The organism is Escherichia sp. MAL-1, from assembly GCF_052948035.1.
Genome location: NZ_CM129609.1, coordinates 4,044,913 through 4,070,584, shown reverse-complemented (window position 1 = coordinate 4,070,584; position 25,672 = coordinate 4,044,913). Strand labels below are relative to the sequence as shown.

General features: G+C 52.5%; 24 protein-coding genes. 20 read left to right on the top strand and 4 right to left on the bottom strand.

Translation table 11 applies throughout. The features are described 5' to 3' along the window. Window positions 1-2: 2 nt before the first annotated feature. From leuB to leuL, 3 genes are all read right to left on the bottom strand, one after another. Window positions 3-1,094, bottom strand: coding sequence for a 3-isopropylmalate dehydrogenase (leuB, locus tag ACU8XX_RS20345; protein ID WP_000042353.1), 1,092 nt, complete (start codon window positions 1,092-1,094; stop codon window positions 3-5). Then, the gene (leuA, locus tag ACU8XX_RS20340) at window positions 1,094-2,665 is read right to left on the bottom strand and encodes a 2-isopropylmalate synthase (RefSeq protein ID WP_000082846.1); all 1,572 of its coding nucleotides are present in this window, start codon (window positions 2,663-2,665) and stop codon (window positions 1,094-1,096) included. The genes leuB and leuA overlap by 1 nt, the downstream gene beginning before the upstream one ends. A gap of 92 nt (window positions 2,666-2,757) precedes the next feature. Continuing rightward, a complete protein-coding gene (leuL, locus tag ACU8XX_RS20335) occupies window positions 2,758-2,844 on the bottom strand; it encodes a leu operon leader peptide (RefSeq protein WP_001300467.1) in 87 nt (28 codons plus the stop codon). 660 nt (window positions 2,845-3,504) lie between these two features. Between leuL and leuO the strand changes: the two genes are divergently transcribed. Further along, a complete protein-coding gene (gene leuO, locus ACU8XX_RS20330; RefSeq protein WP_001115472.1) occupies window positions 3,505-4,449 on the top strand; it encodes a transcriptional regulator LeuO in 945 nt (314 codons plus the stop codon). 154 nt (window positions 4,450-4,603) lie between these two features. On the opposite strand, the gene ACU8XX_RS20325 is transcribed toward leuO, so the two are convergent. Continuing rightward, the gene (locus ACU8XX_RS20325; protein ID WP_120795371.1) at window positions 4,604-4,648 is read right to left on the bottom strand and encodes a protein YabR; all 45 of its coding nucleotides are present in this window, start codon (window positions 4,646-4,648) and stop codon (window positions 4,604-4,606) included. Between the two features lie 118 nt (window positions 4,649-4,766). On the opposite strand from ACU8XX_RS20325, the gene ilvI reads away from it, so the two are divergent. The 19 genes from ilvI (at window position 4,767) to ftsZ (ending at window position 25,593) form a co-directional block, all read left to right on the top strand. Beyond that, the gene (gene ilvI, locus ACU8XX_RS20320) at window positions 4,767-6,491 is read left to right on the top strand and encodes an acetolactate synthase 3 large subunit (protein WP_001295534.1); all 1,725 of its coding nucleotides are present in this window, start codon (window positions 4,767-4,769) and stop codon (window positions 6,489-6,491) included. A gap of 2 nt (window positions 6,492-6,493) precedes the next feature. After that, window positions 6,494-6,985, top strand: a complete 492-nt coding sequence (gene ilvN / locus ACU8XX_RS20315; RefSeq protein ID WP_001300383.1) for an acetolactate synthase small subunit — start codon at window positions 6,494-6,496, stop codon at window positions 6,983-6,985. Between the two features lie 11 nt (window positions 6,986-6,996). After that, window positions 6,997-7,083, top strand: coding sequence for a fruR/shl operon leader peptide (locus ACU8XX_RS20310; RefSeq protein ID WP_001303787.1), 87 nt, complete (start codon window positions 6,997-6,999; stop codon window positions 7,081-7,083). A gap of 81 nt (window positions 7,084-7,164) precedes the next feature. Next, the gene (cra, locus tag ACU8XX_RS20305; RefSeq protein WP_000762401.1) at window positions 7,165-8,169 is read left to right on the top strand and encodes a catabolite repressor/activator; all 1,005 of its coding nucleotides are present in this window, start codon (window positions 7,165-7,167) and stop codon (window positions 8,167-8,169) included. Between the two features lie 601 nt (window positions 8,170-8,770). Continuing rightward, window positions 8,771-9,229: a division/cell wall cluster transcriptional repressor MraZ gene (gene mraZ, locus ACU8XX_RS20300; RefSeq protein WP_001295533.1), complete on the top strand. Its 459-nt coding sequence runs from the start codon at window positions 8,771-8,773 to the stop codon at window positions 9,227-9,229. Between the two features lies 1 nt (window position 9,230). Further along, on the top strand, window positions 9,231-10,172 hold the full coding sequence (gene rsmH, locus ACU8XX_RS20295) for a 16S rRNA (cytosine(1402)-N(4))-methyltransferase RsmH (RefSeq protein WP_000970479.1): 942 nt from the start codon (window positions 9,231-9,233) through the stop codon (window positions 10,170-10,172). Continuing rightward, window positions 10,169-10,534 carry a cell division protein FtsL gene (gene ftsL, locus ACU8XX_RS20290; RefSeq protein ID WP_032169709.1) on the top strand — a complete coding sequence of 122 codons (366 nt, stop codon included), beginning with the start codon at window positions 10,169-10,171 and terminating at the stop codon, window positions 10,532-10,534. Before rsmH ends, ftsL begins: the two co-directional genes overlap by 4 nt. 15 nt (window positions 10,535-10,549) lie before the next feature. After that, window positions 10,550-12,316 (top strand): peptidoglycan glycosyltransferase FtsI, encoded by a 1,767-nt coding sequence (gene ftsI / locus ACU8XX_RS20285; protein ID WP_000642204.1) that lies wholly within the window; start codon window positions 10,550-10,552, stop codon window positions 12,314-12,316. Beyond that, window positions 12,303-13,790: a UDP-N-acetylmuramoyl-L-alanyl-D-glutamate--2,6-diaminopimelate ligase gene (murE, locus tag ACU8XX_RS20280; RefSeq protein ID WP_016241830.1), complete on the top strand. Its 1,488-nt coding sequence runs from the start codon at window positions 12,303-12,305 to the stop codon at window positions 13,788-13,790. Before ftsI ends, murE begins: the two co-directional genes overlap by 14 nt. After that, window positions 13,787-15,145: a UDP-N-acetylmuramoyl-tripeptide--D-alanyl-D-alanine ligase gene (murF, locus tag ACU8XX_RS20275; protein ID WP_000626688.1), complete on the top strand. Its 1,359-nt coding sequence runs from the start codon at window positions 13,787-13,789 to the stop codon at window positions 15,143-15,145. The genes murE and murF overlap by 4 nt, the downstream gene beginning before the upstream one ends. After that, the gene (gene mraY / locus ACU8XX_RS20270; protein WP_000964131.1) at window positions 15,139-16,221 is read left to right on the top strand and encodes a phospho-N-acetylmuramoyl-pentapeptide-transferase; all 1,083 of its coding nucleotides are present in this window, start codon (window positions 15,139-15,141) and stop codon (window positions 16,219-16,221) included. Before murF ends, mraY begins: the two co-directional genes overlap by 7 nt. 2 nt (window positions 16,222-16,223) lie before the next feature. Beyond that, the gene (gene murD, locus ACU8XX_RS20265; protein WP_000796481.1) at window positions 16,224-17,540 is read left to right on the top strand and encodes a UDP-N-acetylmuramoyl-L-alanine--D-glutamate ligase; all 1,317 of its coding nucleotides are present in this window, start codon (window positions 16,224-16,226) and stop codon (window positions 17,538-17,540) included. Next, on the top strand, window positions 17,540-18,784 hold the full coding sequence (ftsW, locus tag ACU8XX_RS20260) for a cell division protein FtsW (RefSeq protein ID WP_001295532.1): 1,245 nt from the start codon (window positions 17,540-17,542) through the stop codon (window positions 18,782-18,784). Before murD ends, ftsW begins: the two co-directional genes overlap by 1 nt. Continuing rightward, window positions 18,781-19,848, top strand: a complete 1,068-nt coding sequence (gene murG / locus ACU8XX_RS20255; RefSeq protein ID WP_000016560.1) for an undecaprenyldiphospho-muramoylpentapeptide beta-N-acetylglucosaminyltransferase — start codon at window positions 18,781-18,783, stop codon at window positions 19,846-19,848. The genes ftsW and murG overlap by 4 nt, the downstream gene beginning before the upstream one ends. A 53-nt stretch (window positions 19,849-19,901) precedes the next feature. Continuing rightward, complete coding sequence (murC, locus tag ACU8XX_RS20250; protein WP_001096049.1) at window positions 19,902-21,377, top strand: UDP-N-acetylmuramate--L-alanine ligase; 1,476 nt, start codon at window positions 19,902-19,904, stop codon at window positions 21,375-21,377. Continuing rightward, entirely contained in the window at window positions 21,370-22,290 is a 921-nt protein-coding gene (gene ddlB, locus ACU8XX_RS20245; protein WP_060618105.1) for a D-alanine--D-alanine ligase, read from the top strand. The genes murC and ddlB overlap by 8 nt, the downstream gene beginning before the upstream one ends. A 1-nt stretch (window position 22,291) precedes the next feature. Beyond that, entirely contained in the window at window positions 22,292-23,122 is an 831-nt protein-coding gene (gene ftsQ, locus ACU8XX_RS20240; RefSeq protein WP_000075748.1) for a cell division protein FtsQ, read from the top strand. Then, window positions 23,119-24,381, top strand: coding sequence for a cell division protein FtsA (gene ftsA / locus ACU8XX_RS20235; protein WP_016241831.1), 1,263 nt, complete (start codon window positions 23,119-23,121; stop codon window positions 24,379-24,381). The genes ftsQ and ftsA overlap by 4 nt, the downstream gene beginning before the upstream one ends. 60 nt (window positions 24,382-24,441) lie before the next feature. Continuing rightward, a complete protein-coding gene (ftsZ, locus tag ACU8XX_RS20230; protein WP_000462776.1) occupies window positions 24,442-25,593 on the top strand; it encodes a cell division protein FtsZ in 1,152 nt (383 codons plus the stop codon). The last annotated feature ends 79 nt before the right edge of the window (window positions 25,594-25,672 follow it).

Sequence of the window (25,672 nt, the reverse complement as noted above, 5' to 3'; positions counted from 1 at the left end):
GATTACACCCCTTCTGCCACATAGCGGGCAATGATATCGCCCATTTCATCGGTACTAACGGCGGCAGCGCCACGGGCTAAATCCCCGGTGCGAATGCCTTCTTCTAATGCGCGGTTAATGGCGCGTTCAATGGCGCAAGCCGCATCATCGGCATCCAGGCTGTAGCGCAGCAGCAGTGCCAGCGACAGAATTTGCGCAATCGGGTTGGCGATGTTTTTGCCTGCGATATCTGGTGCTGAGCCGCCTGCCGGTTCATACAGACCAAAACCTTGCTCGTTCAGGCTGGCGGAAGGCAACATCCCCATCGAGCCAGTGATCATTGCGCACTCGTCAGACAGAATGTCGCCAAACAGGTTGGAGCACAGCAGAACGTCAAACTGTGATGGATCTTTAATCAGCTGCATGGTGGCGTTGTCGATGTACATATGCGCCAGTTCGACATCCGGGTATTCCGTGGCGATCTCGTTAACGATCTCCCGCCATAAAATAGAGGATTGCAGCACGTTGGCTTTATCGATCGACGTCACTTTGTGGCGACGCTTGCGAGCAGATTCAAACGCGATGCGGGCGATACGTTCGATCTCAAAACGGTGATACACCTCGGTATCAAAGGCTTTTTCATATTGTCCGCTACCTTCGCGGCCTTTTGGCTGACCGAAATAGATGCCGCCGGTCAGTTCGCGCACACACAGGATGTCGAAGCCGTTTGCGGCAATGTCTGCACGCAGCGGACAGAATGCTTCCAGCCCCTGATACAGTTTTGCCGGGCGCAGGTTGCTGAATAATTTGAAGTGCTTACGCAGAGGCAGCAGCGCGCCGCGTTCTGGTTGCTGGTCTGGTGGTAAATGTTCCCATTTCGGACCGCCTACCGAGCCAAACAGCACGGCATCGGCTTGCTCACAACCTTCAACCGTCGCAGGCGGCAGCGGCTGCCCGTGGTTATCAATGGCTGCGCCGCCTACATCGTAATGGCTGGTGGTGATGCGCATCGCAAAGCGGTTGCGCACGGCATCCAGCACTTTCAGCGCCTGGGTCATCACTTCCGGACCAATACCGTCCCCCGGCAATACGGCAATATGGTAATTCTTCGACATCACACGGTTTCCTTGTTGTTTTCGTTGTGTTGAGCTTTGCGTTGCAACTCTTTTTCGACTTCTGCGGCGCGCCAGATATTGTTCAGTACGTGCACCATGGCTTTGGCGGAGGACTCGACAATATCGGTGGCCAGGCCGACGCCGTGGAAGCGGCGACCGTTGTAGTTAGCGACAATATCCACCTGACCCAGAGCATCTTTACCGTGACCTTTAGCAGTCAGGCTGTATTTCACCAGTTCGACGTTATAGTCAGTGATGCGGTTTATCGCCTGATAGACGGCATCGACCGGACCGTTACCGTTGGCGGCTTCTGCTTTGACTTCTTCGCCGCAGGCCAGTTTGACGGCGGCGGTGGCGATATCGTTAGAGCCAGACTGCACGCTGAAGTAATCCAGACGGAAATGCTCCGGCTCTTCTTGCTGCTTACCGATGAAGGCCAGCGCCTCCAGATCGTAATCAAACACCTGACCTTTTTTGTCCGCCAGCTTCAGGAAAGCGTCGTACAAATTGTCTAAATTATATTCACTTTCTTTATACCCCATCTCATCCATGCGATGTTTCACCGCCGCACGCCCCGAACGAGAGGTCAGATTCAGCTGGATTTGGTTCAGACCAATAGATTCTGGTGTCATGATTTCGTAGTTTTCGCGGTTTTTCAGCACGCCATCCTGGTGGATACCGGAGGAGTGTGCGAATGCGCCGCTGCCAACAATGGCTTTGTTTGCCGGGATCGGCATATTACAAATCTGGCTAACTAACTGGCTGGTGCGCCATATCTCCTGGTGATTAATGGCGGTGTGGACGTTGAGAATATCCTTACGAACTTTGATCGCCATGATGACTTCTTCCAGGGAACAGTTTCCGGCACGCTCGCCGATCCCGTTCATTGCGCCTTCCACCTGGCGTGCACCGGCATGTACCGCCGCCAGTGAGTTTCCGACCGCCAGGCCCAAATCGTCGTGGGTATGTACGGAGATAATGGCTTTGTCGATGTTAGGCACGCGTTCATACAGGCCGCTGATGATTCCGGCGAACTCAAACGGCATGGTGTAGCCCACGGTGTCCGGAATGTTGATGGTGGTGGCACCGGCATTAATCGCCGCTTCGACCACTCGCGCCAGATCGGCAATGGGTGTACGCCCGGCATCTTCGCAAGAAAATTCAACATCATCGGTGTAATTACGGGCGCGTTTCACCATATAGATAGCGCGTTCGATCACCTCGTCCAGCGTGCTGCGCAGCTTGGTGGCGATGTGCATTGGCGAAGTGGCAATAAAGGTATGAATACGGAAGGCTTCGGCGACTTTCAGGGATTCGGCCGCCACGTCGATATCTTTTTCCACGCAGCGAGCTAACGCGCATACGCGGCTGTTTTTAACCTGGCGAGCGATGGTTTGCACTGATTCAAAATCACCCGGCGAAGAAACGGGGAACCCGACTTCCATCACGTCAACACCCATACGCTCAAGGGCCAGCGCAATTTGCAGTTTTTCTTTCACACTCAAGCTTGCCTGTAACGCCTGTTCACCGTCGCGCAATGTGGTATCGAAAATAATGACTTGCTGGCTCATGGTTTGGGTCCTTGTCTCTTTTAGAGCGCCTCGCTTCGGGCATAAAAAAACCCGCGCAATGGCGCGGGTTTTTTGTTTGACTGCGTGCTGGCTTAATGCTGGATGCCGCTCACTCGTCTACCGCGCAAAGAAGATGCGTTTAGTAGTAGTAGACCGATAAAGCGAACGATGTGAGTCATTAAATCAGCTCCAGATGAATGCGATATGCTTTTAGAGTTACTGGATACAAAAACGGATGTCAACCCTGACGCAATAAAAACGTCCCGCCAGCGTGAGTTCTGCATCCGTAAAATTAGCTAATTGTGCTGCGGTGGTTAAAGTAAGCGATATTAATTTCTGCTTAACTACCGACGCTTTTCATCGGTTGACATATTTCAGCATAAATTTTTGCATCTAATCAACGAGGAAAAAGGGGACAAAATGCACGCGTTGCAAAACCTATCCTGATGATTTGTATTGAATTATATGTTTTGCGATTTTTTTTTGATATTGATTTGGTGAATATTATTGATCAATTAATGTTAAGAATTAATGCATTAAATATATAAATTAATTATTAAATAAGCACATTTAATCCATTTTGTAGATGATTGAGTATTCGCGGTAGTTATGATTAGATTGTTTTCGCAACAAAAACATTATGGATTATTATGCTGTGGTAAATGACTCATTCCACGGCAATGGATTCTGTTTTTATCAGAACCCGTATCTTTATGTTTTCCTAATTTTACTCATTTTCCTTTTTCTTATTTTATATGCATGATAAATCATATTCTCGAGGATTATTTCTCTGCATTCCAATAAGGGAAAGGGAGTTAAGTGTGACAGTGGAGTTAAGTATGCCAGAGGTACAAACAGATCATCCAGAGACGGCGGAGTTAAGCAAGCCACAGCTACGCATGGTCGATCTCAACTTATTAACCGTTTTCGATGCCGTGATGCAGGAGCAAAACATTACTCGTGCCGCTCATGTTCTGGGAATGTCGCAACCTGCGGTCAGTAACGCTGTTGCACGCCTGAAGGTGATGTTTAATGACGAGCTTTTTGTTCGTTATGGCCGTGGTATTCAACCGACTGCTCGCGCATTTCAACTTTTTGGTTCAGTTCGTCAGGCATTGCAACTAGTACAAAATGAATTGCCTGGTTCAGGTTTTGAACCCGCGAGCAGTGAACGTGTATTTCATCTTTGTGTTTGCAGCCCGTTAGACAGCATTCTGACCTCGCAGATTTATAATCACATTGAGCAGATTGCGCCAAATATACATGTTATGTTCAAGTCTTCATTAAATCAGAACACTGAACATCAGCTGCGTTATCAGGAAACGGAGTTTGTGATTAGTTATGAAGACTTCCATCGTCCTGAGTTTACCAGCGTACCATTATTTAAAGATGAAATGGTGCTGGTAGCCAGCAAAAATCATCCAACAATTAAGGGCCCGTTACTGAAACATGATGTTTATAACGAACAACATGCGGCGGTTTCGCTCGATCGTTTCGCGTCATTTAGTCAACCTTGGTATGACACGGTAGATAAGCAAGCCAGTATCGCGTATCAGGGCATGGCAATGATGAGCGTACTTAGCGTGGTGTCGCAAACGCATTTGGTCGCTATTGCGCCGCGTTGGCTGGCTGAAGAGTTCGCTGAATCCTTAGAATTACAGGTATTACCGCTGCCGTTAAAACAAAACAGCAGAACCTGTTATCTCTCCTGGCATGAAGCTGCCGGGCGCGATAAAGGCCATCAGTGGATGGAAGAGCAATTAGTCTCAATTTGCAAACGCTAACTGATTGCAGAATAGGTCAGACATGAATGTCTGGTTTATTCTGCATTTTTTATTGAATGTAGAATTTTATTCTGAATGTGTGGGCTCTCTATTTTAGGATTAATTAAAAAAATAGAGAAATTGCTGTAAGTTGTGGGATTCAGCCGATTTATTATCAATTTAATCCTCTGTAATGGAGGATTTTATCGTTTCTTTTCACCTTTCCTCCTGTTTATTCTTATTACCCCGTGTTTATGTCTCTGGCTGCCAATTGCTTAAGCAAGATCGGACGGTTAATGTGTTTTACACATTTTTTCCGTCAAACAGTGAGGCAGGCCATGGAGATGTTGTCTGGAGCCGAGATGGTCGTCCGATCGCTTATCGATCAGGGCGTTAAACAAGTATTCGGTTATCCCGGAGGCGCAGTCCTTGATATTTATGATGCATTGCATACCGTGGGTGGTATTGATCATGTATTAGTTCGTCATGAGCAGGCGGCGGTGCATATGGCCGATGGCCTGGCGCGCGCGACCGGGGAAGTCGGCGTCGTGCTGGTAACGTCGGGTCCAGGGGCGACCAATGCGATTACTGGCATCGCCACCGCTTATATGGATTCCATTCCATTAGTTGTCCTTTCCGGGCAGGTAGCGACCTCGTTGATAGGTTACGATGCCTTTCAGGAGTGCGACATGGTGGGGATTTCGCGACCGGTGGTTAAACACAGTTTTCTGGTTAAGCAAACGGAAGACATTCCGCAGGTGCTGAAAAAGGCTTTCTGGCTGGCGGCAAGTGGTCGCCCAGGACCAGTAGTCGTTGATTTACCGAAAGATATTCTTAATCCGGCGAACAAATTACCCTATGTCTGGCCGGAGTCGGTCAGTATGCGTTCTTACAATCCCACTACTACCGGACATAAAGGGCAAATTAAGCGTGCTCTGCAAACGCTGGTAGCGGCAAAAAAACCGGTTGTCTACGTAGGCGGTGGGGCAATCACGGCGGGCTGCCATCAGCAGTTGAAAGAAACGGTGGAGGCGTTGAATCTGCCCGTTGTTTGCTCATTGATGGGGCTGGGGGCGTTTCCGGCAACGCATCGTCAGGCACTGGGCATGCTGGGAATGCACGGTACCTACGAAGCCAATATGACGATGCATAACGCGGATGTGATTTTCGCCGTCGGGGTACGATTTGATGACCGAACGACGAACAATCTGGCAAAGTACTGCCCAAATGCCACTGTTCTGCATATCGATATTGATCCTACTTCCATTTCTAAAACCGTGACTGCGGATATCCCGATTGTGGGGGATGCTCGCCAGGTCCTCGAACAAATGCTTGAACTCTTGTCGCAAGAATCCGCCCATCAACCACTGGATGAGATCCGCGACTGGTGGCAGCAAATTGAACAGTGGCGCGCTCGTCAGTGCCTGAAATATGACACTCACAGTGAAAAGATTAAACCGCAGGCGGTGATCGAGACTCTTTGGCGGTTGACGAAGGGAGACGCTTACGTGACGTCCGATGTCGGGCAGCACCAGATGTTTGCTGCACTTTATTATCCATTCGACAAACCGCGTCGCTGGATCAATTCCGGTGGCCTCGGCACGATGGGTTTTGGTTTACCTGCGGCACTGGGCGTCAAAATGGCGTTGCCAGAAGAAACCGTGGTTTGCGTCACTGGCGACGGCAGTATTCAGATGAACATCCAGGAACTGTCTACCGCGTTGCAATACGAGTTGCCCGTACTGGTGGTGAATCTCAATAACCGCTATCTGGGGATGGTGAAGCAGTGGCAGGACATGATCTATTCCGGCCGTCATTCACAATCTTATATGCAATCGCTACCCGATTTCGTCCGTCTGGCGGAAGCCTATGGGCATGTCGGGATCCAGATTTCTCATCCGCATGAGCTGGAAAGCAAACTTAGCGAGGCGCTGGAACAGGTGCGCAATAATCGCCTGGTGTTTGTTGATGTTACCGTCGATGGCAGCGAGCACGTCTACCCGATGCAGATTCGCGGGGGCGGAATGGATGAAATGTGGTTAAGCAAAACGGAGAGAACCTGATTATGCGCCGGATATTATCAGTCTTACTCGAAAATGAATCAGGCGCGTTATCCCGCGTGATTGGCCTTTTTTCCCAGCGTGGCTACAACATTGAAAGCCTGACCGTTGCGCCAACCGACGATCCGACATTATCGCGTATGACCATCCAGACCGTGGGCGATGAAAAAGTACTTGAGCAGATCGAAAAGCAATTACACAAGCTGGTCGATGTCTTGCGCGTGAGTGAGTTGGGGCAGGGCGCGCATGTTGAGCGGGAAATCATGCTGGTGAAAATTCAGGCCAGCGGTTACGGGCGTGACGAAGTGAAACGTAATACGGAAATATTCCGTGGGCAAATTATCGATGTCACACCCTCGCTTTATACCGTTCAATTAGCAGGCACCAGCGGTAAGCTTGATGCATTTTTAGCATCGATTCGCGATGTGGCGAAAATTGTGGAGGTTGCTCGCTCTGGTGTGGTCGGACTTTCGCGCGGCGATAAAATAATGCGTTGAGAATGATCTCAATGCGCAATTTACAGCCCAACATGTCACGTTGGGCTTTTTTTGCGAAATCAGTGGGAACCTGGAATAAAAGCAGTTGCCGCAGTTAATTTTCTGCGCTTAGATGTTAATGAATTTAACCCATACCAGTACAATGGCTATGGTTTTTACATTTTACGCAAGGGGCAATTGTGAAACTGGATGAAATCGCTCGGCTGGCGGGAGTGTCGCGGACCACTGCAAGCTATGTTATTAACGGCAAAGCGAAGCAATACCGTGTGAGCGACAAAACCGTTGAAAAAGTCATGGCTGTGGTGCGTGAGCACAATTACCACCCGAACGCCGTGGCAGCTGGGCTTCGTGCTGGACGCACACGTTCTATTGGTCTTGTGATCCCCGATCTGGAGAACACCAGCTATACCCGCATCGCTAACTATCTTGAACGCCAGGCGCGGCAACGGGGTTATCAACTGCTGATTGCCTGCTCAGAAGATCAGCCAGACAACGAAATGCGGTGCATTGAGCACCTTTTACAGCGTCAGGTTGATGCCATTATTGTTTCGACGTCGTTGCCTCCTGAGCATCCTTTTTATCAACGCTGGGCTAACGACCCGTTCCCGATTGTCGCGCTGGACCGCGCCCTCGATCGTGAACACTTCACCAGCGTGGTTGGTGCCGATCAGGATGATGCCGAAATGCTGGCGGAAGAGTTACGTAAGTTTCCCGCCGAGACGGTGCTTTATCTTGGTGCGCTACCGGAGCTTTCTGTCAGCTTCCTGCGTGAACAAGGTTTCCGTACTGCCTGGAAAGATGATCCGCGCGAAGTGCATTTCCTGTATGCCAACAGCTATGAGCGGGAGGCGGCTGCCCAGTTATTCGAAAAATGGCTGGAAACGCATCCGATGCCGCAGGCGCTGTTCACAACGTCGTTTGCGTTGTTGCAAGGAGTGATGGATGTCACGCTGCGTCGCGACGGCAAACTGCCTTCTGACCTGGCAATTGCCACCTTTGGCGATAACGAACTGCTCGACTTCTTACAGTGTCCGGTGCTGGCAGTGGCTCAACGTCACCGCGATGTCGCAGAGCGTGTGCTGGAGATTGTCCTGGCAAGCCTGGACGAACCGCGTAAGCCAAAACCTGGTTTAACGCGCATTAAACGTAATCTCTATCGCCGCGGCGTGCTCAGCCGTAGCTAAGCCGCGAACAAAAATACGCGCCAGGTGAATTTCCCTCTGGCGCGTAGAGTACGGGACTGGACATCAATATGCTTAAAGTAAATAAGACTATTCCTGACTATTATTGATAAATGCTTTTAAACCCGCCCGTTAATTAACTCACCAGCTGAAATTCACAATAATTAAGTGATATCGACAGCGCGTTTTTGCATTATTTTGTTACATGCGGCGATGAATTGCCGATTTAACAAACACTTTTCTTTGCTTTTGCGCAAACCCGCTGGCATCAAGCGCCACACAGACGTAACAAGGACTGTTAACCGGGGAAGATATGTCCTAAAATGCCGCTCGCGTCGCAAACTGACACTTTATATTTGCTGTGGAAAATAGTGAGTCATTTTAAAACAGTGATGACGATGAGGGATTTTTTCTTACAGCTATTCATAACGTTAATTTGCTTCGCACGTTGGACGTAAAATAAACAACGCTGATATTAGCCGTAAACATCGGGTTTTTTACCTCGGTATGCCTTGTGACTGGCTTGACAAGCTTTTCCTCAGCTCCGTAAACTCCTTTCAGTGGGAAATTGTGGGGCAAAGTGGGAATAAGGGGTGAGGCTGGCATGTTCCGGGGAGCAACGTTAGTCAATCTCGACAGCAAAGGGCGCTTATCAGTGCCTACCCGTTATCGGGAACAGCTGCTTGAGAACGCTGCCGGTCAAATGGTTTGCACCATTGACATTTATCACCCGTGCCTGCTGCTTTACCCCCTGCCTGAATGGGAAATTATCGAGCAAAAATTATCGCGTCTGTCGAGCATGAACCCGGTTGAGCGCCGTGTGCAGCGCCTACTGTTAGGTCATGCCAGCGAATGTCAGATGGATGGCGCAGGTCGATTGTTAATCGCGCCAGTACTGCGGCAACATGCCGGGCTGACAAAAGAAGTGATGCTGGTTGGACAGTTCAACAAGTTTGAGCTGTGGGATGAAACAACCTGGCATCAACAGGTCAAGGAAGATATCGACGCAGAGCAGTTGGCTACCGGAGACTTATCGGAGCGACTGCAGGACTTGTCTCTATAAAATGATGGAAAACTATAAACATACTACGGTGCTGCTGGATGAAGCCGTTAATGGCCTCAATATCCGTCCTGATGGCATCTACATTGATGGGACTTTTGGTCGCGGTGGTCACTCACGTCTGATCCTCTCGCAGCTTGGCGAAGAGGGGCGTTTGCTGGCGATCGATCGCGACCCGCAGGCTATCGCCGTTGCGAAGACTATTGATGATCCGCGCTTCTCCATCATCCACGGACCTTTCTCCGCGCTGGGCGAATACGTTGCCGAGCGCGATCTTATCGGCAAGATCGACGGCATTCTCCTCGATCTTGGCGTCTCTTCACCGCAACTTGATGATGCTGAACGTGGCTTTTCCTTTATGCGCGATGGTCCGCTGGACATGCGTATGGACCCAACCCGTGGGCAGTCAGCCGCTGAATGGCTACAAACCGCAGAAGAAGCCGATATCGCCTGGGTATTGAAAACCTATGGTGAAGAGCGTTTTGCCAAACGCATTGCCCGCGCCATTGTCGAGCGTAACCGCGAACAGCCGATGACCCGCACCAAAGAACTGGCGGAAGTCGTGGCTGCTGCAACGCCGGTGAAAGATAAGTTTAAACATCCCGCGACCCGTACCTTCCAGGCGGTGCGCATTTGGGTAAACAGTGAACTGGAGGAGATAGAGCAGGCGCTAAAAAGCTCGCTCAACGTGCTGGCCCCGGGTGGGCGGCTTTCGATCATCAGCTTCCACTCGCTGGAAGACCGTATTGTGAAACGTTTTATGCGTGAAAACAGCCGCGGTCCGCAAGTTCCGGCAGGGTTACCGATGACTGAAGAGCAGCTCAAAAAACTGGGTGGCCGTCAGCTGCGAGCACTAGGCAAGTTAATGCCGGGCGAAGAAGAGGTGGCTGAGAACCCTCGTGCCCGTAGTTCAGTTCTGCGTATTGCAGAGAGGACGAACGCATGATCAGCAGAGTGACAGAAGCTCTAAGCAAAGTTAAAGGATCGATGGGAAGCCACGAGCGCCATGCATTGCCTGGTGTTATCGGTGACGATCTTTTGCGATTTGGGAAGCTGCCACTCTGCCTGTTCATTTGCATTATTTTGACGGCGGTGACTGTGGTAACCACGGCGCACCATACCCGTTTACTGACCGCTCAGCGCGAACAACTGGTGCTGGAGCGAGATGCTTTAGACATTGAATGGCGCAACCTGATCCTTGAAGAGAATGCGCTCGGCGACCATAGCCGGGTGGAAAGGATCGCCACGAAAAAGCTGCAAATGCAGCATGTTGATCCGTCACAAGAAAATATCGTAGTGCAAAAATAAGGATAAACGCGACGCATGAAAGCAGCGGCGAAAACGCAGAAACCAAAACGTCAGGAAGAACATGCCAACTTTATCAGTTGGCGTTTTGCGTTGTTATGCGGCTGTATTCTCCTGGCGCTGGCTTTTCTGCTCGGACGCGTAGCGTGGTTACAAGTTATCTCCCCGGATATGCTGGTGAAAGAGGGCGACATGCGTTCTCTTCGCGTTCAGCAAGTTTCCACCTCCCGCGGCATGATTACTGACCGTTCTGGTCGCCCGTTAGCGGTGAGCGTGCCGGTAAAAGCGATTTGGGCTGACCCGAAAGAAGTGCATGACGCTGGCGGTATCAGCGTCGGTGACCGCTGGAAGGCGCTGGCTAACGCGCTCAATATTCCGCTGGATCAGCTTTCAGCCCGCATTAACGCCAACCCGAAAGGGCGCTTTATTTATCTGGCGCGTCAGGTGAACCCTGACATGGCGGACTACATCAAAAAACTGAAACTGCCGGGGATTCATCTGCGTGAAGAGTCTCGCCGTTACTATCCGTCCGGCGAAGTGACTGCTCACCTCATCGGCTTTACTAACGTCGATAGTCAAGGGATTGAGGGCGTTGAGAAGAGTTTCGATAAATGGCTTACCGGGCAGCCGGGTGAGCGCATTGTGCGTAAAGACCGCTATGGTCGCGTAATTGAAGATATTTCTTCTACTGACAGCCAGGCAGCGCACAACTTGGCGCTGAGTATTGATGAACGCCTGCAGGCGCTGGTTTATCGCGAACTGAACAACGCGGTGGCCTTTAACAAGGCTGAGTCCGGTAGCGCCGTGCTGGTGGATGTCAACACCGGTGAAGTGCTGGCGATGGCTAACAGCCCGTCATACAACCCAAATAATCTGAGCGGCACGCCGAAAGAGGCGATGCGTAACCGTACCATCACCGACGTGTTTGAACCGGGCTCAACGGTTAAACCGATGGTGGTGATGACCGCGTTGCAACGTGGCGTGGTGCGAGAAAACTCGGTACTCAATACCGTTCCTTATCGAATTAACGGCCACGAAATCAAAGACGTGGCACGCTACAGCGAATTAACCCTGACCGGGGTATTACAGAAGTCGAGTAACGTCGGTGTTTCCAAGCTGGCGTTAGCGATGCCGTCCTCAGCGTTAGTAGATACTTACTCACGTTTTGGACTGGGAAAAGCGACCAATTTGGGGTTGGTCGGAGAACGCAGTGGCTTATATCCTCAAAAACAACGGTGGTCTGACATAGAGAGGGCCACCTTCTCTTTCGGCTACGGGCTAATGGTAACACCGTTACAGTTAGCGCGAGTCTACGCAACTATCGGCAGCTACGGCATTTATCGCCCACTGTCGATTACCAAAGTTGACCCCCCGGTTCCCGGTGAACGTGTCTTCCCGGAATCCATTGTCCGCACTGTGGTGCATATGATGGAAAGCGTGGCGCTACCGGGCGGCGGCGGCGTGAAGGCGGCGATTAAAGGCTATCGTATCGCCATTAAAACCGGTACCGCGAAAAAGGTCGGGCCGGACGGTCGCTACATCAATAAATATATTGCTTATACCGCAGGCGTTGCGCCTGCGAGTCAGCCGCGCTTCGCGCTGGTTGTTGTTATCAACGATCCGCAGGCGGGTAAATACTACGGCGGCGCCGTTTCCGCGCCGGTCTTTGGTGCCATCATGGGCGGCGTATTGCGTACCATGAACATCGAGCCGGATGCGCTGACAACGGGCGATAAAAATGAATTTGTGATTAATCAAGGCGAGGGGACAGGTGGCAGATCGTAATTTGCGCGACCTTCTTGCTCCGTGGGTGCCAGACGCACCTTCGCGAGCACTGCGAGAGATGACACTCGACAGCCGTGTGGCTGCGGCGGGCGATCTCTTTGTAGCTGTAGTAGGTCATCAGGCGGACGGGCGTCGATATATCCCGCAGGCGATAGCGCAAGGTGTGGCTGCCATTATTGCAGAGGCGAAAGATGAGGCGACCGACGGTGAAATCCGTGAAATGCACGGCGTACCGGTCATCTATCTCAGCCAGCTCAATGAGCGTTTATCTGCACTGGCGGGCCGCTTTTACCATGAACCCTCTGACAATTTACGTCTCGTAGGCGTAACGGGCACCAACGGCAAAACCACGACGACCCAGCTGCTGGCGCAGTGGAGCCAACTGCTTGGCGAAACCAGCGCGGTAATGGGCACCGTTGGTAACGGTCTGCTGGGGAAAGTGATCCCGACAGAAAATACTACCGGTTCGGCAGTCGATGTTCAGCATGAGCTGGCGGGGCTGGTGGATCAGGGCGCGACTTTTTGCGCAATGGAAGTTTCCTCCCACGGGCTGGTACAGCACCGTGTGGCGGCATTGAAATTTGCGGCGTCGGTCTTTACCAACTTAAGCCGCGATCACCTTGATTATCATGGTGATATGGAACACTACGAAGCTGCGAAATGGCTGCTTTATTCTGAACATCATTGCGGTCAGGCGATTATTAACGCCGACGATGAAGTGGGCCGCCGCTGGCTGGCAAAACTGCCGGACGCGGTTGCGGTATCAATGGAAGATCATATCAATCCGAACTGTCACGGACGCTGGTTGAAAGCGACCGAAGTGAACTATCACGACAGCGGTGCGACGATTCGCTTTAGCTCAAGTTGGGGCGATGGCGAAATTGAAAGCCATCTGATGGGCGCTTTTAACGTCAGCAACCTGCTGCTCGCGCTGGCGACACTGTTGGCACTCGGCTATCCACTGGCTGATCTGCTGAAAACCGCCGCGCGTCTGCAACCGGTTTGCGGACGTATGGAAGTGTTCACTGCGCCAGGCAAACCGACGGTGGTGGTGGATTACGCGCATACGCCGGATGCACTGGAAAAAGCCTTACAGGCGGCGCGTCTGCACTGTGCGGGCAAGCTGTGGTGTATCTTTGGCTGTGGTGGCGATCGCGATAAAGGTAAGCGTCCACTGATGGGCGCAATTGCCGAAGAGTTTGCTGACGTGGCGGTGGTGACGGACGATAACCCGCGTACCGAAGAACCGCGTGCCATCATCAACGATATTCTGGCGGGAATGTTAGATGCCGGACATGCCAAAGTGATGGAAGGCCGTGCTGAAGCGGTGACTTGCGCCGTTATGCAGGCTAAAGAGAATGATGTGGTACTGGTCGCGGGCAAAGGCCATGAAGATTACCAGATTGTTGGCAATCAGCGTCTGGACTACTCCGATCGCGTCACGGTGGCGCGTCTGCTGGGGGTGATTGCATGATTAGCGTAACCCTTAGCCAACTTACCGACATTCTCAACGGTGAACTGCAAGGTGCAGATATCACCCTTGATGCTGTAACCACTGATACCCGAAAACTGACGCCGGGCTGCCTGTTTGTTGCCCTGAAAGGCGAACGTTTTGATGCCCACGATTTTGCCGACCAGGCGAAAGCTGGCGGCGCAGGCGCACTACTGGTTAGCCGTCCGCTGGACATCGACCTGCCGCAGTTAATCGTCAAGGATACGCGTCTGGCGTTTGGTGAACTGGCTGCATGGGTTCGCCAGCAAGTTCCGGCGCGCGTGGTTGCTCTGACGGGGTCCTCCGGCAAAACCTCCGTTAAAGAGATGACGGCGGCGATTTTAAGCCAGTGCGGCAACACGCTTTATACGGCAGGCAATCTCAACAACGACATCGGTGTACCGATGACGCTGTTGCGCTTAACGCCGGAATACGATTACGCAGTTATTGAACTTGGCGCGAACCATCAGGGCGAAATAGCCTGGACTGTGAGTCTGACTCGCCCGGAAGCTGCGCTGGTCAACAACCTGGCAGCGGCGCATCTGGAAGGTTTTGGCTCGCTTGCGGGTGTCGCGAAAGCGAAAGGTGAAATCTTTAGCGGCCTGCCGGAAAACGGTATCGCCATTATGAACGCCGACAACAACGACTGGCTGAACTGGCAGAGCGTAATTGGCTCACGCAAAGTGTGGCGTTTCTCACCCAATGCCGCCAACAGCGATTTCACCGCCACCAATATCCATGTGACCTCGCACGGTACGGAATTTACCCTACAAACCCCAACCGGTAGCGTCGATGTTCTGCTGCCGTTGCCGGGGCGTCACAATATTGCGAATGCGCTGGCAGCCGCTGCGCTCTCCATGTCCGTGGGCGCAACGCTTGATGCTATCAAAGCGGGGCTGGCAAATCTGAAAGCTGTTCCAGGCCGTCTGTTCCCCATCCAACTGGCAGAAAACCAGTTGCTGCTCGACGACTCCTACAACGCCAATGTCGGTTCAATGACTGCAGCAGTCCAGGTACTGGCTGAAATGCCGGGCTACCGCGTGCTGGTGGTGGGCGATATGGCGGAACTGGGCGCTGAAAGCGAAGCCTGCCATGTACAGGTGGGCGAGGCGGCAAAAGCTGCTGGTATTGACCGCGTGTTAAGCGTGGGTAAACAAAGCCATGCTATCAGCACCGCCAGCGGCGTTGGCGAACATTTTGCTGATAAAACTGCGTTAATTACGCGTCTTAAATCACTGATTGCTGAGCAACAGGTAATTACGATTTTAGTTAAGGGTTCACGTAGTGCCGCCATGGAAGAGGTAGTACGCGCTTTACAGGAGAATGGGACATGTTAGTTTGGCTGGCCGAACATTTGGTCAAATATTATTCCGGCTTTAACGTCTTTTCCTATCTGACGTTTCGCGCCATCGTCAGCCTGCTGACCGCGCTGTTCATCTCATTGTGGATGGGCCCGCGTATGATTGCTCATTTGCAAAAACTTTCCTTTGGTCAGGTGGTGCGTAACGACGGTCCTGAATCACACTTCAGCAAGCGCGGTACGCCGACCATGGGCGGGATTATGATCCTGACGGCGATTGTGATCTCCGTACTGCTGTGGGCTTACCCGTCCAATCCGTACGTCTGGTGCGTGTTGGTGGTGCTGGTAGGTTACGGTGTTATTGGCTTTGTTGATGATTATCGCAAAGTGGTGCGTAAAGACACCAAAGGGTTGATCGCTCGTTGGAAGTATTTCTGGATGTCGGTCATTGCGCTGGGTGTCGCCTTCGCCCTGTACCTTGCCGGCAAAGACACGCCCGCAACGCAGCTGGTGGTCCCATTCTTTAAAGATGTGATGCCGCAGCTGGGGCTGTTCTACATTCTGCTGGCTTACTTCGTCATTGTGGGTACTGGCAACGCGGTAAACCTGACCGATGGTCTCGACGGCCTGGCAATTATGCCGACCGTATTTGTCGCCGGTGGTTTTGCGCTGGTGGCGTGGGCGACCGGCAATATGAACTTTGCCAGCTACTTGCATATACCGTATCTGCGACACGCCGGGGAACTGGTTATTGTCTGTACCGCGATAGTCGGGGCAGGACTGGGCTTCCTGTGGTTTAACACCTATCCGGCGCAGGTCTTTATGGGCGATGTAGGTTCGCTGGCGTTAGGTGGTGCGTTAGGCATTATCGCCGTACTGCTACGTCAGGAATTCCTGCTGGTGATTATGGGGGGCGTGTTCGTGGTAGAAACGCTTTCTGTCATCCTGCAGGTCGGCTCCTTTAAACTGCGCGGACAACGTATTTTCCGCATGGCACCGATTCATCACCACTATGAACTGAAAGGCTGGCCGGAACCGCGCGTCATTGTGCGTTTCTGGATTATTTCGCTGATGCTGGTTCTGATTGGTCTGGCAACGCTGAAGGTACGTTAATCATGGCTGATTATCAGGGTAAAAATGTCGTCATTATCGGCCTGGGCCTCACCGGGCTTTCCTGCGTGGACTTTTTCCTCGCTCGCGGTGTGACGCCGCGCGTTATGGATACGCGTATGACACCGCCTGGCCTGGATAAATTACCCGAAGCCGTAGAACGCCACACGGGCAGTCTGAATGATGAATGGCTGATGGCGGCAGATCTGATTGTCGCCAGTCCCGGTATTGCACTGGCGCATCCATCCTTAAGCGCTGCCGCTGATGCCGGAATCGAAATCGTTGGCGATATCGAGCTGTTCTGTCGCGAAGCACAAGCACCGATTGTGGCGATTACCGGTTCTAACGGCAAAAGCACGGTCACCACGCTAGTGGGTGAAATGGCGAAAGCGGCGGGGGTTAACGTTGGTGTGGGTGGCAATATTGGCCTGCCTGCGTTGATGCTACTGGATGATGAGTGTGAACTGTACGTGCTGGAACTGTCGAGCTTCCAGCTGGAAACCACCTCCAGCTTACAGGCGGTAGCAGCGACCATTCTGAACGTGACTGAAGATCATATGGATCGCTATCCGTTTGGTTTACAACAGTATCGTGCAGCAAAACTGCGCATTTACGAAAACGCGAAAGTTTGCGTGGTTAATGCTGATGATGCCTTAACAATGCCGATTCGCGGTGCGGATGAACGCTGCGTCAGCTTTGGCGTCAACATGGGTGACTATCACCTGAATCATCAGCAGGGCGAAACCTGGCTGCGGGTTAAAGGCGAGAAAGTGCTGAATGTGAAAGAGATGAAACTTTCCGGGCAGCATAACTACACCAATGCGCTGGCGGCGCTGGCGCTGGCAGATGCTGCAGGGTTACCGCGTGCCAGCAGCCTGAAAGCGTTAACCACATTCACTGGTCTGCCGCATCGCTTTGAAGTTGTGCTGGAGCATAACGGCGTACGTTGGATTAACGATTCGAAAGCGACCAACGTCGGCAGTACGGAAGCGGCGCTGAATGGCCTGCACGTAGACGGCACACTGCATTTGTTGCTGGGTGGCGATGGTAAATCGGCGGACTTTAGCCCACTGGCGCGTTACCTGAATGGCGATAACGTACGTCTGTATTGTTTCGGTCGTGACGGCGCGCAGCTGGCGGCGCTACGCCCGGAAGTGGCAGAACAAACCGAAACTATGGAACAGGCGATGCGCTTGCTGGCTCCGCGTGTTCAGCCGGGCGATATGGTTCTGCTCTCCCCAGCCTGTGCCAGCCTTGATCAGTTCAAGAACTTTGAACAACGAGGCAATGAGTTTGCCCGTCTGGCGAAGGAGTTAGGTTGATGCGTTTATCTCTCCCTCGCCTGAAAATGCCGCGCCTGCCAGGATTCAGTATCCTGGTCTGGATCTCCACGGCGCTAAAGGGCTGGGTGATGGGCTCGCGGGAAAAAGATACCGACAGCCTGATCATGTACGATCGCACCTTACTGTGGCTGACCTTCGGCCTCGCGGCGATTGGCTTTATCATGGTGACCTCGGCGTCAATGCCCATAGGGCAACGCTTAACCAACGATCCGTTCTTCTTCGCGAAGCGTGATGGTGTCTATCTGATTTTGGCGTTTATTCTGGCGATCATTACGCTGCGTCTGCCGATGGAGTTCTGGCAACGCTACAGTGCCACGATGCTGCTCGGATCTATCATCCTGCTGATGATCGTCCTGGTAGTGGGTAGCTCGGTTAAAGGGGCATCGCGTTGGATCGATCTCGGTTTGCTGCGTATCCAGCCTGCGGAGCTGACAAAACTGTCGCTGTTTTGCTATATCGCCAACTATCTGGTGCGTAAAGGCGACGAAGTACGTAATAACCTGCGCGGCTTCCTGAAACCGATGGGCGTGATTCTGGTGTTGGCAGTGTTACTGCTGGCACAGCCAGACCTTGGTACGGTGGTGGTGTTGTTTGTGACTACGCTGGCGATGTTGTTCCTGGCGGGAGCGAAATTGTGGCAGTTCATTGCCATTATCGGTATGGGCATTTCAGCGGTTGTGTTGCTGATACTCGCCGAACCGTACCGTATCCGCCGTGTTACCGCATTCTGGAACCCGTGGGAAGATCCCTTTGGCAGCGGCTATCAGTTAACGCAATCGCTGATGGCGTTTGGTCGCGGCGAACTTTGGGGGCAAGGTTTAGGTAACTCGGTACAAAAACTGGAGTATCTGCCGGAAGCGCACACTGACTTTATTTTCGCCATTATCGGCGAAGAACTGGGGTATGTCGGTGTGGTGCTGGCACTTTTAATGGTATTCTTCGTCGCTTTTCGCGCGATGTCGATTGGCCGTAAAGCATTAGAAATTGACCACCGTTTTTCCGGTTTTCTCGCCTGTTCTATTGGCATCTGGTTTAGCTTCCAGGCGCTGGTTAACGTAGGCGCGGCGGCGGGGATGTTACCGACCAAAGGTCTGACATTGCCGCTGATCAGTTACGGTGGTTCGAGCTTACTGATTATGTCGACAGCCATCATGATGCTGTTGCGTATTGATTATGAAACGCGTCTGGAGAAAGCGCAGGCGTTTGTACGAGGTTCACGATGAGTGGTCAAGGAAAGCGATTAATGGTGATGGCAGGCGGAACCGGTGGACATGTATTCCCGGGACTGGCGGTTGCGCACCATCTAATGGCTCAGGGTTGGCAAGTTCGCTGGCTGGGGACTGCCGACCGTATGGAAGCGGACTTAGTGCCAAAACATGGCATCGAAATTGATTTCATTCGTATCTCTGGTCTGCGTGGAAAAGGTATAAAAGCACTGATAGCTGCCCCGCTGCGTATCTTCAACGCCTGGCGTCAGGCGCGGGCGATTATGAAAGCGTACAAACCTGACGTGGTGCTCGGTATGGGAGGCTACGTGTCAGGTCCAGGTGGTCTGGCCGCGTGGTCGTTAGGCATTCCGGTTGTACTTCATGAACAAAACGGTATTGCGGGCTTAACCAATAAATGGCTGGCGAAGATTGCCACCAAAGTGATGCAGGCGTTTCCAGGTGCTTTCCCTAATGCGGAAGTAGTGGGTAACCCGGTGCGTACCGATGTGTTGGCGCTGCCGTTGCCGCAGCAACGTTTGGCTGGACGTGAAGGTCCGGTTCGTGTGCTGGTAGTGGGTGGTTCTCAGGGCGCACGCATTCTTAACCAGACAATGCCGCAGGTTGCTGCGAAACTGGGTGATTCAGTCACTATCTGGCATCAGAGCGGCAAAGGTTCGCAACAATCCGTTGAACAGGCGTATGCCGAAGCGGGGCAACCGCAGCATAAAGTGACGGAATTTATTGATGATATGGCGGCGGCGTATGCGTGGGCGGATGTCGTCGTTTGCCGCTCCGGTGCGTTAACGGTGAGTGAAATCGCCGCGGCAGGACTACCGGCGTTGTTTGTGCCGTTTCAACATAAAGACCGCCAGCAATACTGGAATGCGCTACCGCTGGAAAAAGCGGGCGCAGCCAAAATTATCGAGCAGCCACAGCTTAGCGTGGATGCTGTCGCCAACACCCTGGCCGGGTGGTCGCGAGAAACCTTATTAACCATGGCAGAACGCGCCCGCGCTGCATCCATTCCGGATGCCACCGAGCGAGTGGCAAATGAAGTGAGCCGGGTTGCCCGGGCGTAATTGTAGCGATGCCTTTTGCATCGTATGAATTTAAGAAGTTAATGGCGTAAAGAATGAATACACAACAATTGGCAAAACTGCGTTCCATCGTGCCCGAAATGCGTCGCGTTCGGCACATACATTTTGTCGGCATTGGTGGTGCCGGTATGGGCGGTATTGCCGAAGTTCTGGCCAATGAAGGTTATCAGATCAGTGGTTCCGATTTAGCGCCAAATCCGGTCACGCAGCAGTTAATGAATCTGGGTGCGACGATTTATTTCAACCATCGCCCGGAAAACGTACGTGATGCCAGCGTGGTCGTTGTTTCCAGCGCGATTTCTGCCGATAACCCGGAAATTGTCGCCGCTCATGAAGCGCGTATTCCGGTGATCCGTCGTGCCGAAATGCTGGCTGAGTTAATGCGTTTTCGTCATGGCATCGCCATTGCCGGAACGCACGGCAAAACGACAACCACCGCGATGGTTTCCAGCATCTACGCAGAAGCGGGGCTCGACCCAACCTTCGTTAACGGCGGGCTGGTAAAAGCGGCGGGGGTTCATGCGCGTTTGGGGCATGGTCGGTACCTGATTGCCGAAGCAGATGAGAGTGATGCATCGTTCCTGCATCTGCAACCGATGGTGGCGATTGTCACCAATATCGAAGCCGACCACATGGATACCTACCAGGGCGACTTTGAGAATTTAAAACAGACTTTTATTAATTTTCTGCACAACCTGCCGTTTTACGGTCGTGCGGTGATGTGTGTTGATGATCCGGTGATCCGCGAATTGTTACCGCGAGTGGGGCGTCAGACCACGACTTACGGCTTCAGCGAAGATGCCGACGTGCGTGTAGAAGATTATCAGCAGATTGGCCCGCAGGGGCACTTTACGCTGCTGCGCCAGGACAAAGAGCCGATGCGCGTCACCCTGAATGCGCCAGGTCGTCATAACGCGCTGAACGCCGCAGCTGCGGTTGCGGTTGCTACGGAAGAGGGCATTGACGACGAGGCTATTTTGCGGGCGCTTGAAAGCTTCCAGGGGACTGGTCGCCGTTTTGATTTCCTCGGTGAATTCCCGCTGGAGCCAGTGAATGGTAAAAGCGGTACGGCAATGCTGGTCGATGACTACGGCCACCACCCGACGGAAGTGGACGCCACCATTAAAGCGGCGCGCGCAGGCTGGCCGGATAAAAACCTGGTAATGCTGTTTCAGCCGCACCGTTTTACCCGTACGCGCGACCTGTATGATGATTTCGCCAATGTGCTGACGCAGGTTGATACCCTGTTGATGCTGGAAGTGTATCCGGCTGGCGAAGCGCCAATTCCGGGAGCGGACAGCCGTTCGCTGTGTCGCACAATTCGTGGACGTGGGAAAATTGATCCCATTCTGGTGCCGGATCCGGCGCGGGTAGCCGAGATGCTGGCACCGGTATTAACCGGTAACGACCTGATTCTCGTTCAGGGGGCTGGTAATATTGGAAAAATTGCTCGTTCTTTAGCTGAAATCAAACTGAAGCCGCAAACTCCGGAGGAAGAACAACATGACTGATAAAATCGCGGTCCTGTTGGGTGGGACCTCCGCTGAGCGGGAAGTTTCTCTGAATTCTGGCGCAGCGGTGTTAGCCGGACTGCGTGAAGGCGGTATTGACGCGTATCCTGTCGACCCGAAAGAAGTCGACGTGACGCAACTGAAGTCGATGGGCTTTCAGAAAGTGTTTATCGCGCTACACGGTCGCGGCGGTGAAGATGGTACGCTGCAGGGGATGCTCGAGCTGATGGGCTTGCCTTATACCGGAAGCGGAGTGATGGCATCTGCGCTTTCAATGGATAAACTACGCAGCAAACTTCTATGGCAAGGTGCCGGTTTACCGGTCGCGCCGTGGGTAGCGTTAACCCGCGCAGAGTTTGAAAAAGGCCTGAGCGATAAGCAGTTAGCAGAAATTTCTGCTCTGGGTTTGCCGGTTATCGTTAAGCCGAGCCGCGAAGGTTCCAGTGTGGGAATGTCAAAAGTAGTAGCAGAAAATGCTCTACAAGATGCATTAAGATTGGCATTTCAGCACGATGAAGAAGTATTGATTGAAAAATGGCTAAGTGGGCCGGAGTTCACGGTTGCGATACTCGGTGAAGAAATTTTACCGTCAATACGTATTCAACCGTCCGGAACCTTCTATGATTATGAGGCGAAGTATCTCTCTGATGAGACACAGTATTTCTGCCCCGCAGGTCTGGAAGCGTCACATGAGGCCAATTTGCAGGCATTAGTGCTGAAAGCATGGACGACGTTAGGTTGCAAAGGATGGGGACGTATTGACGTTATGCTGGACAGCGATGGACAGTTTTATCTGCTGGAAGCCAATACCTCACCGGGTATGACCAGCCACAGCCTGGTTCCGATGGCGGCACGTCAGGCAGGTATGAGCTTCTCGCAGTTGGTAGTACGAATTCTGGAACTGGCGGACTAATATGTCGCAGGCTGCTCTGAACACGCGAAACAGCGAAGAAGAGGTTTCTTCTCGCCGCAATAATGGAACGCGTCTGGCGGGGATCCTTTTCCTGCTGACCGTTTTAACGACAGTGTTGGTGAGCGGCTGGGTCGTGTTGGGCTGGATGGAAGATGCGCAACGCCTGCCGCTCTCAAAGCTGGTGTTGACCGGTGAACGCCATTACACACGTAATGACGATATCCGGCAGTCGATCCTGGCATTGGGTGAGCCGGGTACCTTTATGACCCAGGATGTCAACATCATCCAGACGCAAATAGAACAACGCCTGCCGTGGATTAAGCAGGTGAGCGTCAGAAAGCAGTGGCCTGATGAATTGAAGATTCATCTGGTTGAATATGTGCCGATTGCGCGGTGGAATGATCAACATATGGTAGACGCGGAAGGAAATACCTTCAGCGTGCCGCCAGAACGCACCAGCAAGCAGGTGCTTCCAATGCTGTATGGCCCGGAAGGCAGCGCCAATGAAGTGTTGCAGGGCTATCGCGAAATGGGGCAGATGCTGGCAAAGGACAGATTTACTCTGAAGGAAGCGGCGATGACCGCGCGGCGTTCCTGGCAGTTGACGCTGAATAACGATATTAAGCTCAATCTTGGCCGGGGCGATACGATGAAACGTTTGGCTCGCTTTGTAGAACTTTATCCGGTTTTACAGCAGCAGGCGCAAACCGATGGCAAACGGATTAGCTACGTTGATTTGCGTTATGACTCTGGAGCGGCAGTAGGCTGGGCGCCCTTGCCGCCAGAGGAATCTACTCAGCAACAAAATCAGGCACAGGCAGAACAACAATGATCAAGGCGACGGACAGAAAACTGGTAGTAGGACTGGAGATTGGTACCGCGAAGGTTGCCGCTTTAGTAGGGGAAGTTCTGCCCGACGGTATGGTCAATATCATTGGCGTGGGCAGCTGCCCGTCGCGTGGTATGGATAAAGGCGGGGTGAACGACCTCGAATCCGTGGTCAAGTGCGTACAACGCGCCATTGACCAGGCAGAATTGATGGCAGATTGTCAGATCTCTTCGGTATATCTGGCGCTTTCTGGTAAGCACATCAGCTGCCAGAATGAAATTGGTATGGTGCCTATTTCTGAAGAAGAAGTGACGCAAGAAGATGTGGAAAACGTCGTCCATACCGCGAAATCGGTGCGTGTGCGCGATGAGCATCGTGTGCTGCATGTGATCCCGCAAGAGTATGCGATTGACTATCAGGAAGGGATCAAGAATCCGGTAGGACTTTCGGGCGTGCGGATGCAGGCAAAAGTGCACCTGATCACATGTCACAACGATATGGCGAAAAACATCGTCAAAGCGGTTGAACGTTGTGGGCTGAAAGTTGACCAACTGATATTTGCCGGACTGGCATCAAGTTATTCGGTATTGACGGAAGATGAACGTGAACTGGGTGTCTGCGTCGTCGATATCGGTGGTGGTACAATGGATATCGCCGTTTATACCGGTGGGGCATTGCGCCACACTAAGGTAATTCCTTATGCTGGCAATGTCGTGACCAGTGATATCGCTTACGCCTTTGGCACGCCGCCAAGCGACGCCGAAGCGATTAAAGTTCGCCACGGTTGTGCGCTGGGTTCCATCGTTGGAAAAGATGAGAGCGTGGAAGTGCCGAGCGTAGGTGGTCGTCCGCCGCGGAGTCTGCAACGTCAGACCCTGGCAGAGGTGATCGAGCCGCGCTATACCGAGCTGCTCAACCTGGTCAACGAAGAGATATTGCAGTTGCAGGAAAAGCTTCGCCAACAAGGGGTTAAACATCACCTGGCGGCAGGCATTGTATTAACCGGTGGCGCAGCGCAGATCGAAGGTCTTGCAGCCTGTGCTCAGCGCGTGTTTCATACGCAAGTGCGTATCGGCGCGCCGCTGAACATTATCGGTTTAACGGATTATGCTCAGGAGCCGTATTATTCGACGGCGGTGGGATTGCTTCACTATGGGAAAGAGTCACATCTTAACGGTGAAGCTGAAGTAGAAAAACGTGTTACAGCATCAGTTGGCTCGTGGATCAAGCGACTCAATAGTTGGCTGCGAAAAGAGTTTTAATTTTTATGAGGCCGACGATGATTACGGCCTCAGGCGACAGGCACAAATCGGAGAGAAACTATGTTTGAACCAATGGAACTTACCAATGACGCGGTGATTAAAGTCATCGGCGTCGGCGGCGGCGGCGGTAATGCTGTTGAACACATGGTGCGCGAGCGTATTGAAGGTGTTGAATTCTTCGCGGTAAATACCGATGCACAAGCGCTGCGTAAAACAGCGGTTGGACAGACGATTCAAATCGGTAGCGGTATCACCAAAGGACTGGGCGCTGGCGCTAATCCAGAAGTTGGCCGCAATGCGGCTGATGAGGATCGCGATGCACTGCGTGCGGCGCTGGAAGGTGCAGACATGGTCTTTATTGCTGCGGGTATGGGTGGTGGTACCGGTACAGGTGCAGCACCAGTCGTCGCTGAAGTGGCAAAAGATTTGGGTATCCTGACCGTTGCTGTCGTCACTAAGCCTTTCAACTTTGAAGGCAAGAAGCGTATGGCATTCGCGGAGCAGGGGATCACTGAACTGTCCAAGCATGTGGACTCTCTGATCACTATCCCGAACGACAAACTGCTGAAAGTTCTGGGCCGCGGTATCTCCCTGCTGGATGCGTTTGGCGCAGCGAACGATGTACTGAAAGGCGCTGTTCAGGGCATCGCCGAACTGATTACTCGTCCGGGTTTGATGAACGTGGACTTTGCAGACGTACGCACCGTAATGTCTGAAATGGGCTACGCAATGATGGGTTCTGGCGTGGCGAGCGGTGAAGACCGTGCGGAAGAAGCTGCTGAAATGGCTATTTCTTCTCCGCTGCTGGAAGATATCGACCTGTCTGGCGCACGCGGCGTGCTGGTTAACATCACAGCGGGCTTCGACCTGCGTCTGGATGAGTTCGAAACGGTAGGTAACACCATCCGTGCATTTGCTTCCGACAACGCGACTGTGGTTATCGGTACTTCTCTTGACCCGGATATGAATGACGAGCTGCGCGTAACTGTTGTTGCGACAGGTATCGGCATGGACAAACGTCCTGAAATCACTCTGGTGACCAATAAGCAGGTTCAGCAGCCAGTGATGGATCGCTACCAGCAGCATGGGATGGCTCCGCTGACCCAGGAGCAGAAGCCAGTTGCTAAAGTCGTGAATGACAATGCGCCGCAAACTGCGAAAGAGCCGGATTATCTGGATATCCCAGCATTCCTGCGTAAGCAAGCTGATTAAGAATTGACTGGAATTTGGGTTTCGAGGCTCTTTGTGCTAAACTGGCCCGCCGAATGTATAGTACACTTCGGTTGGATAG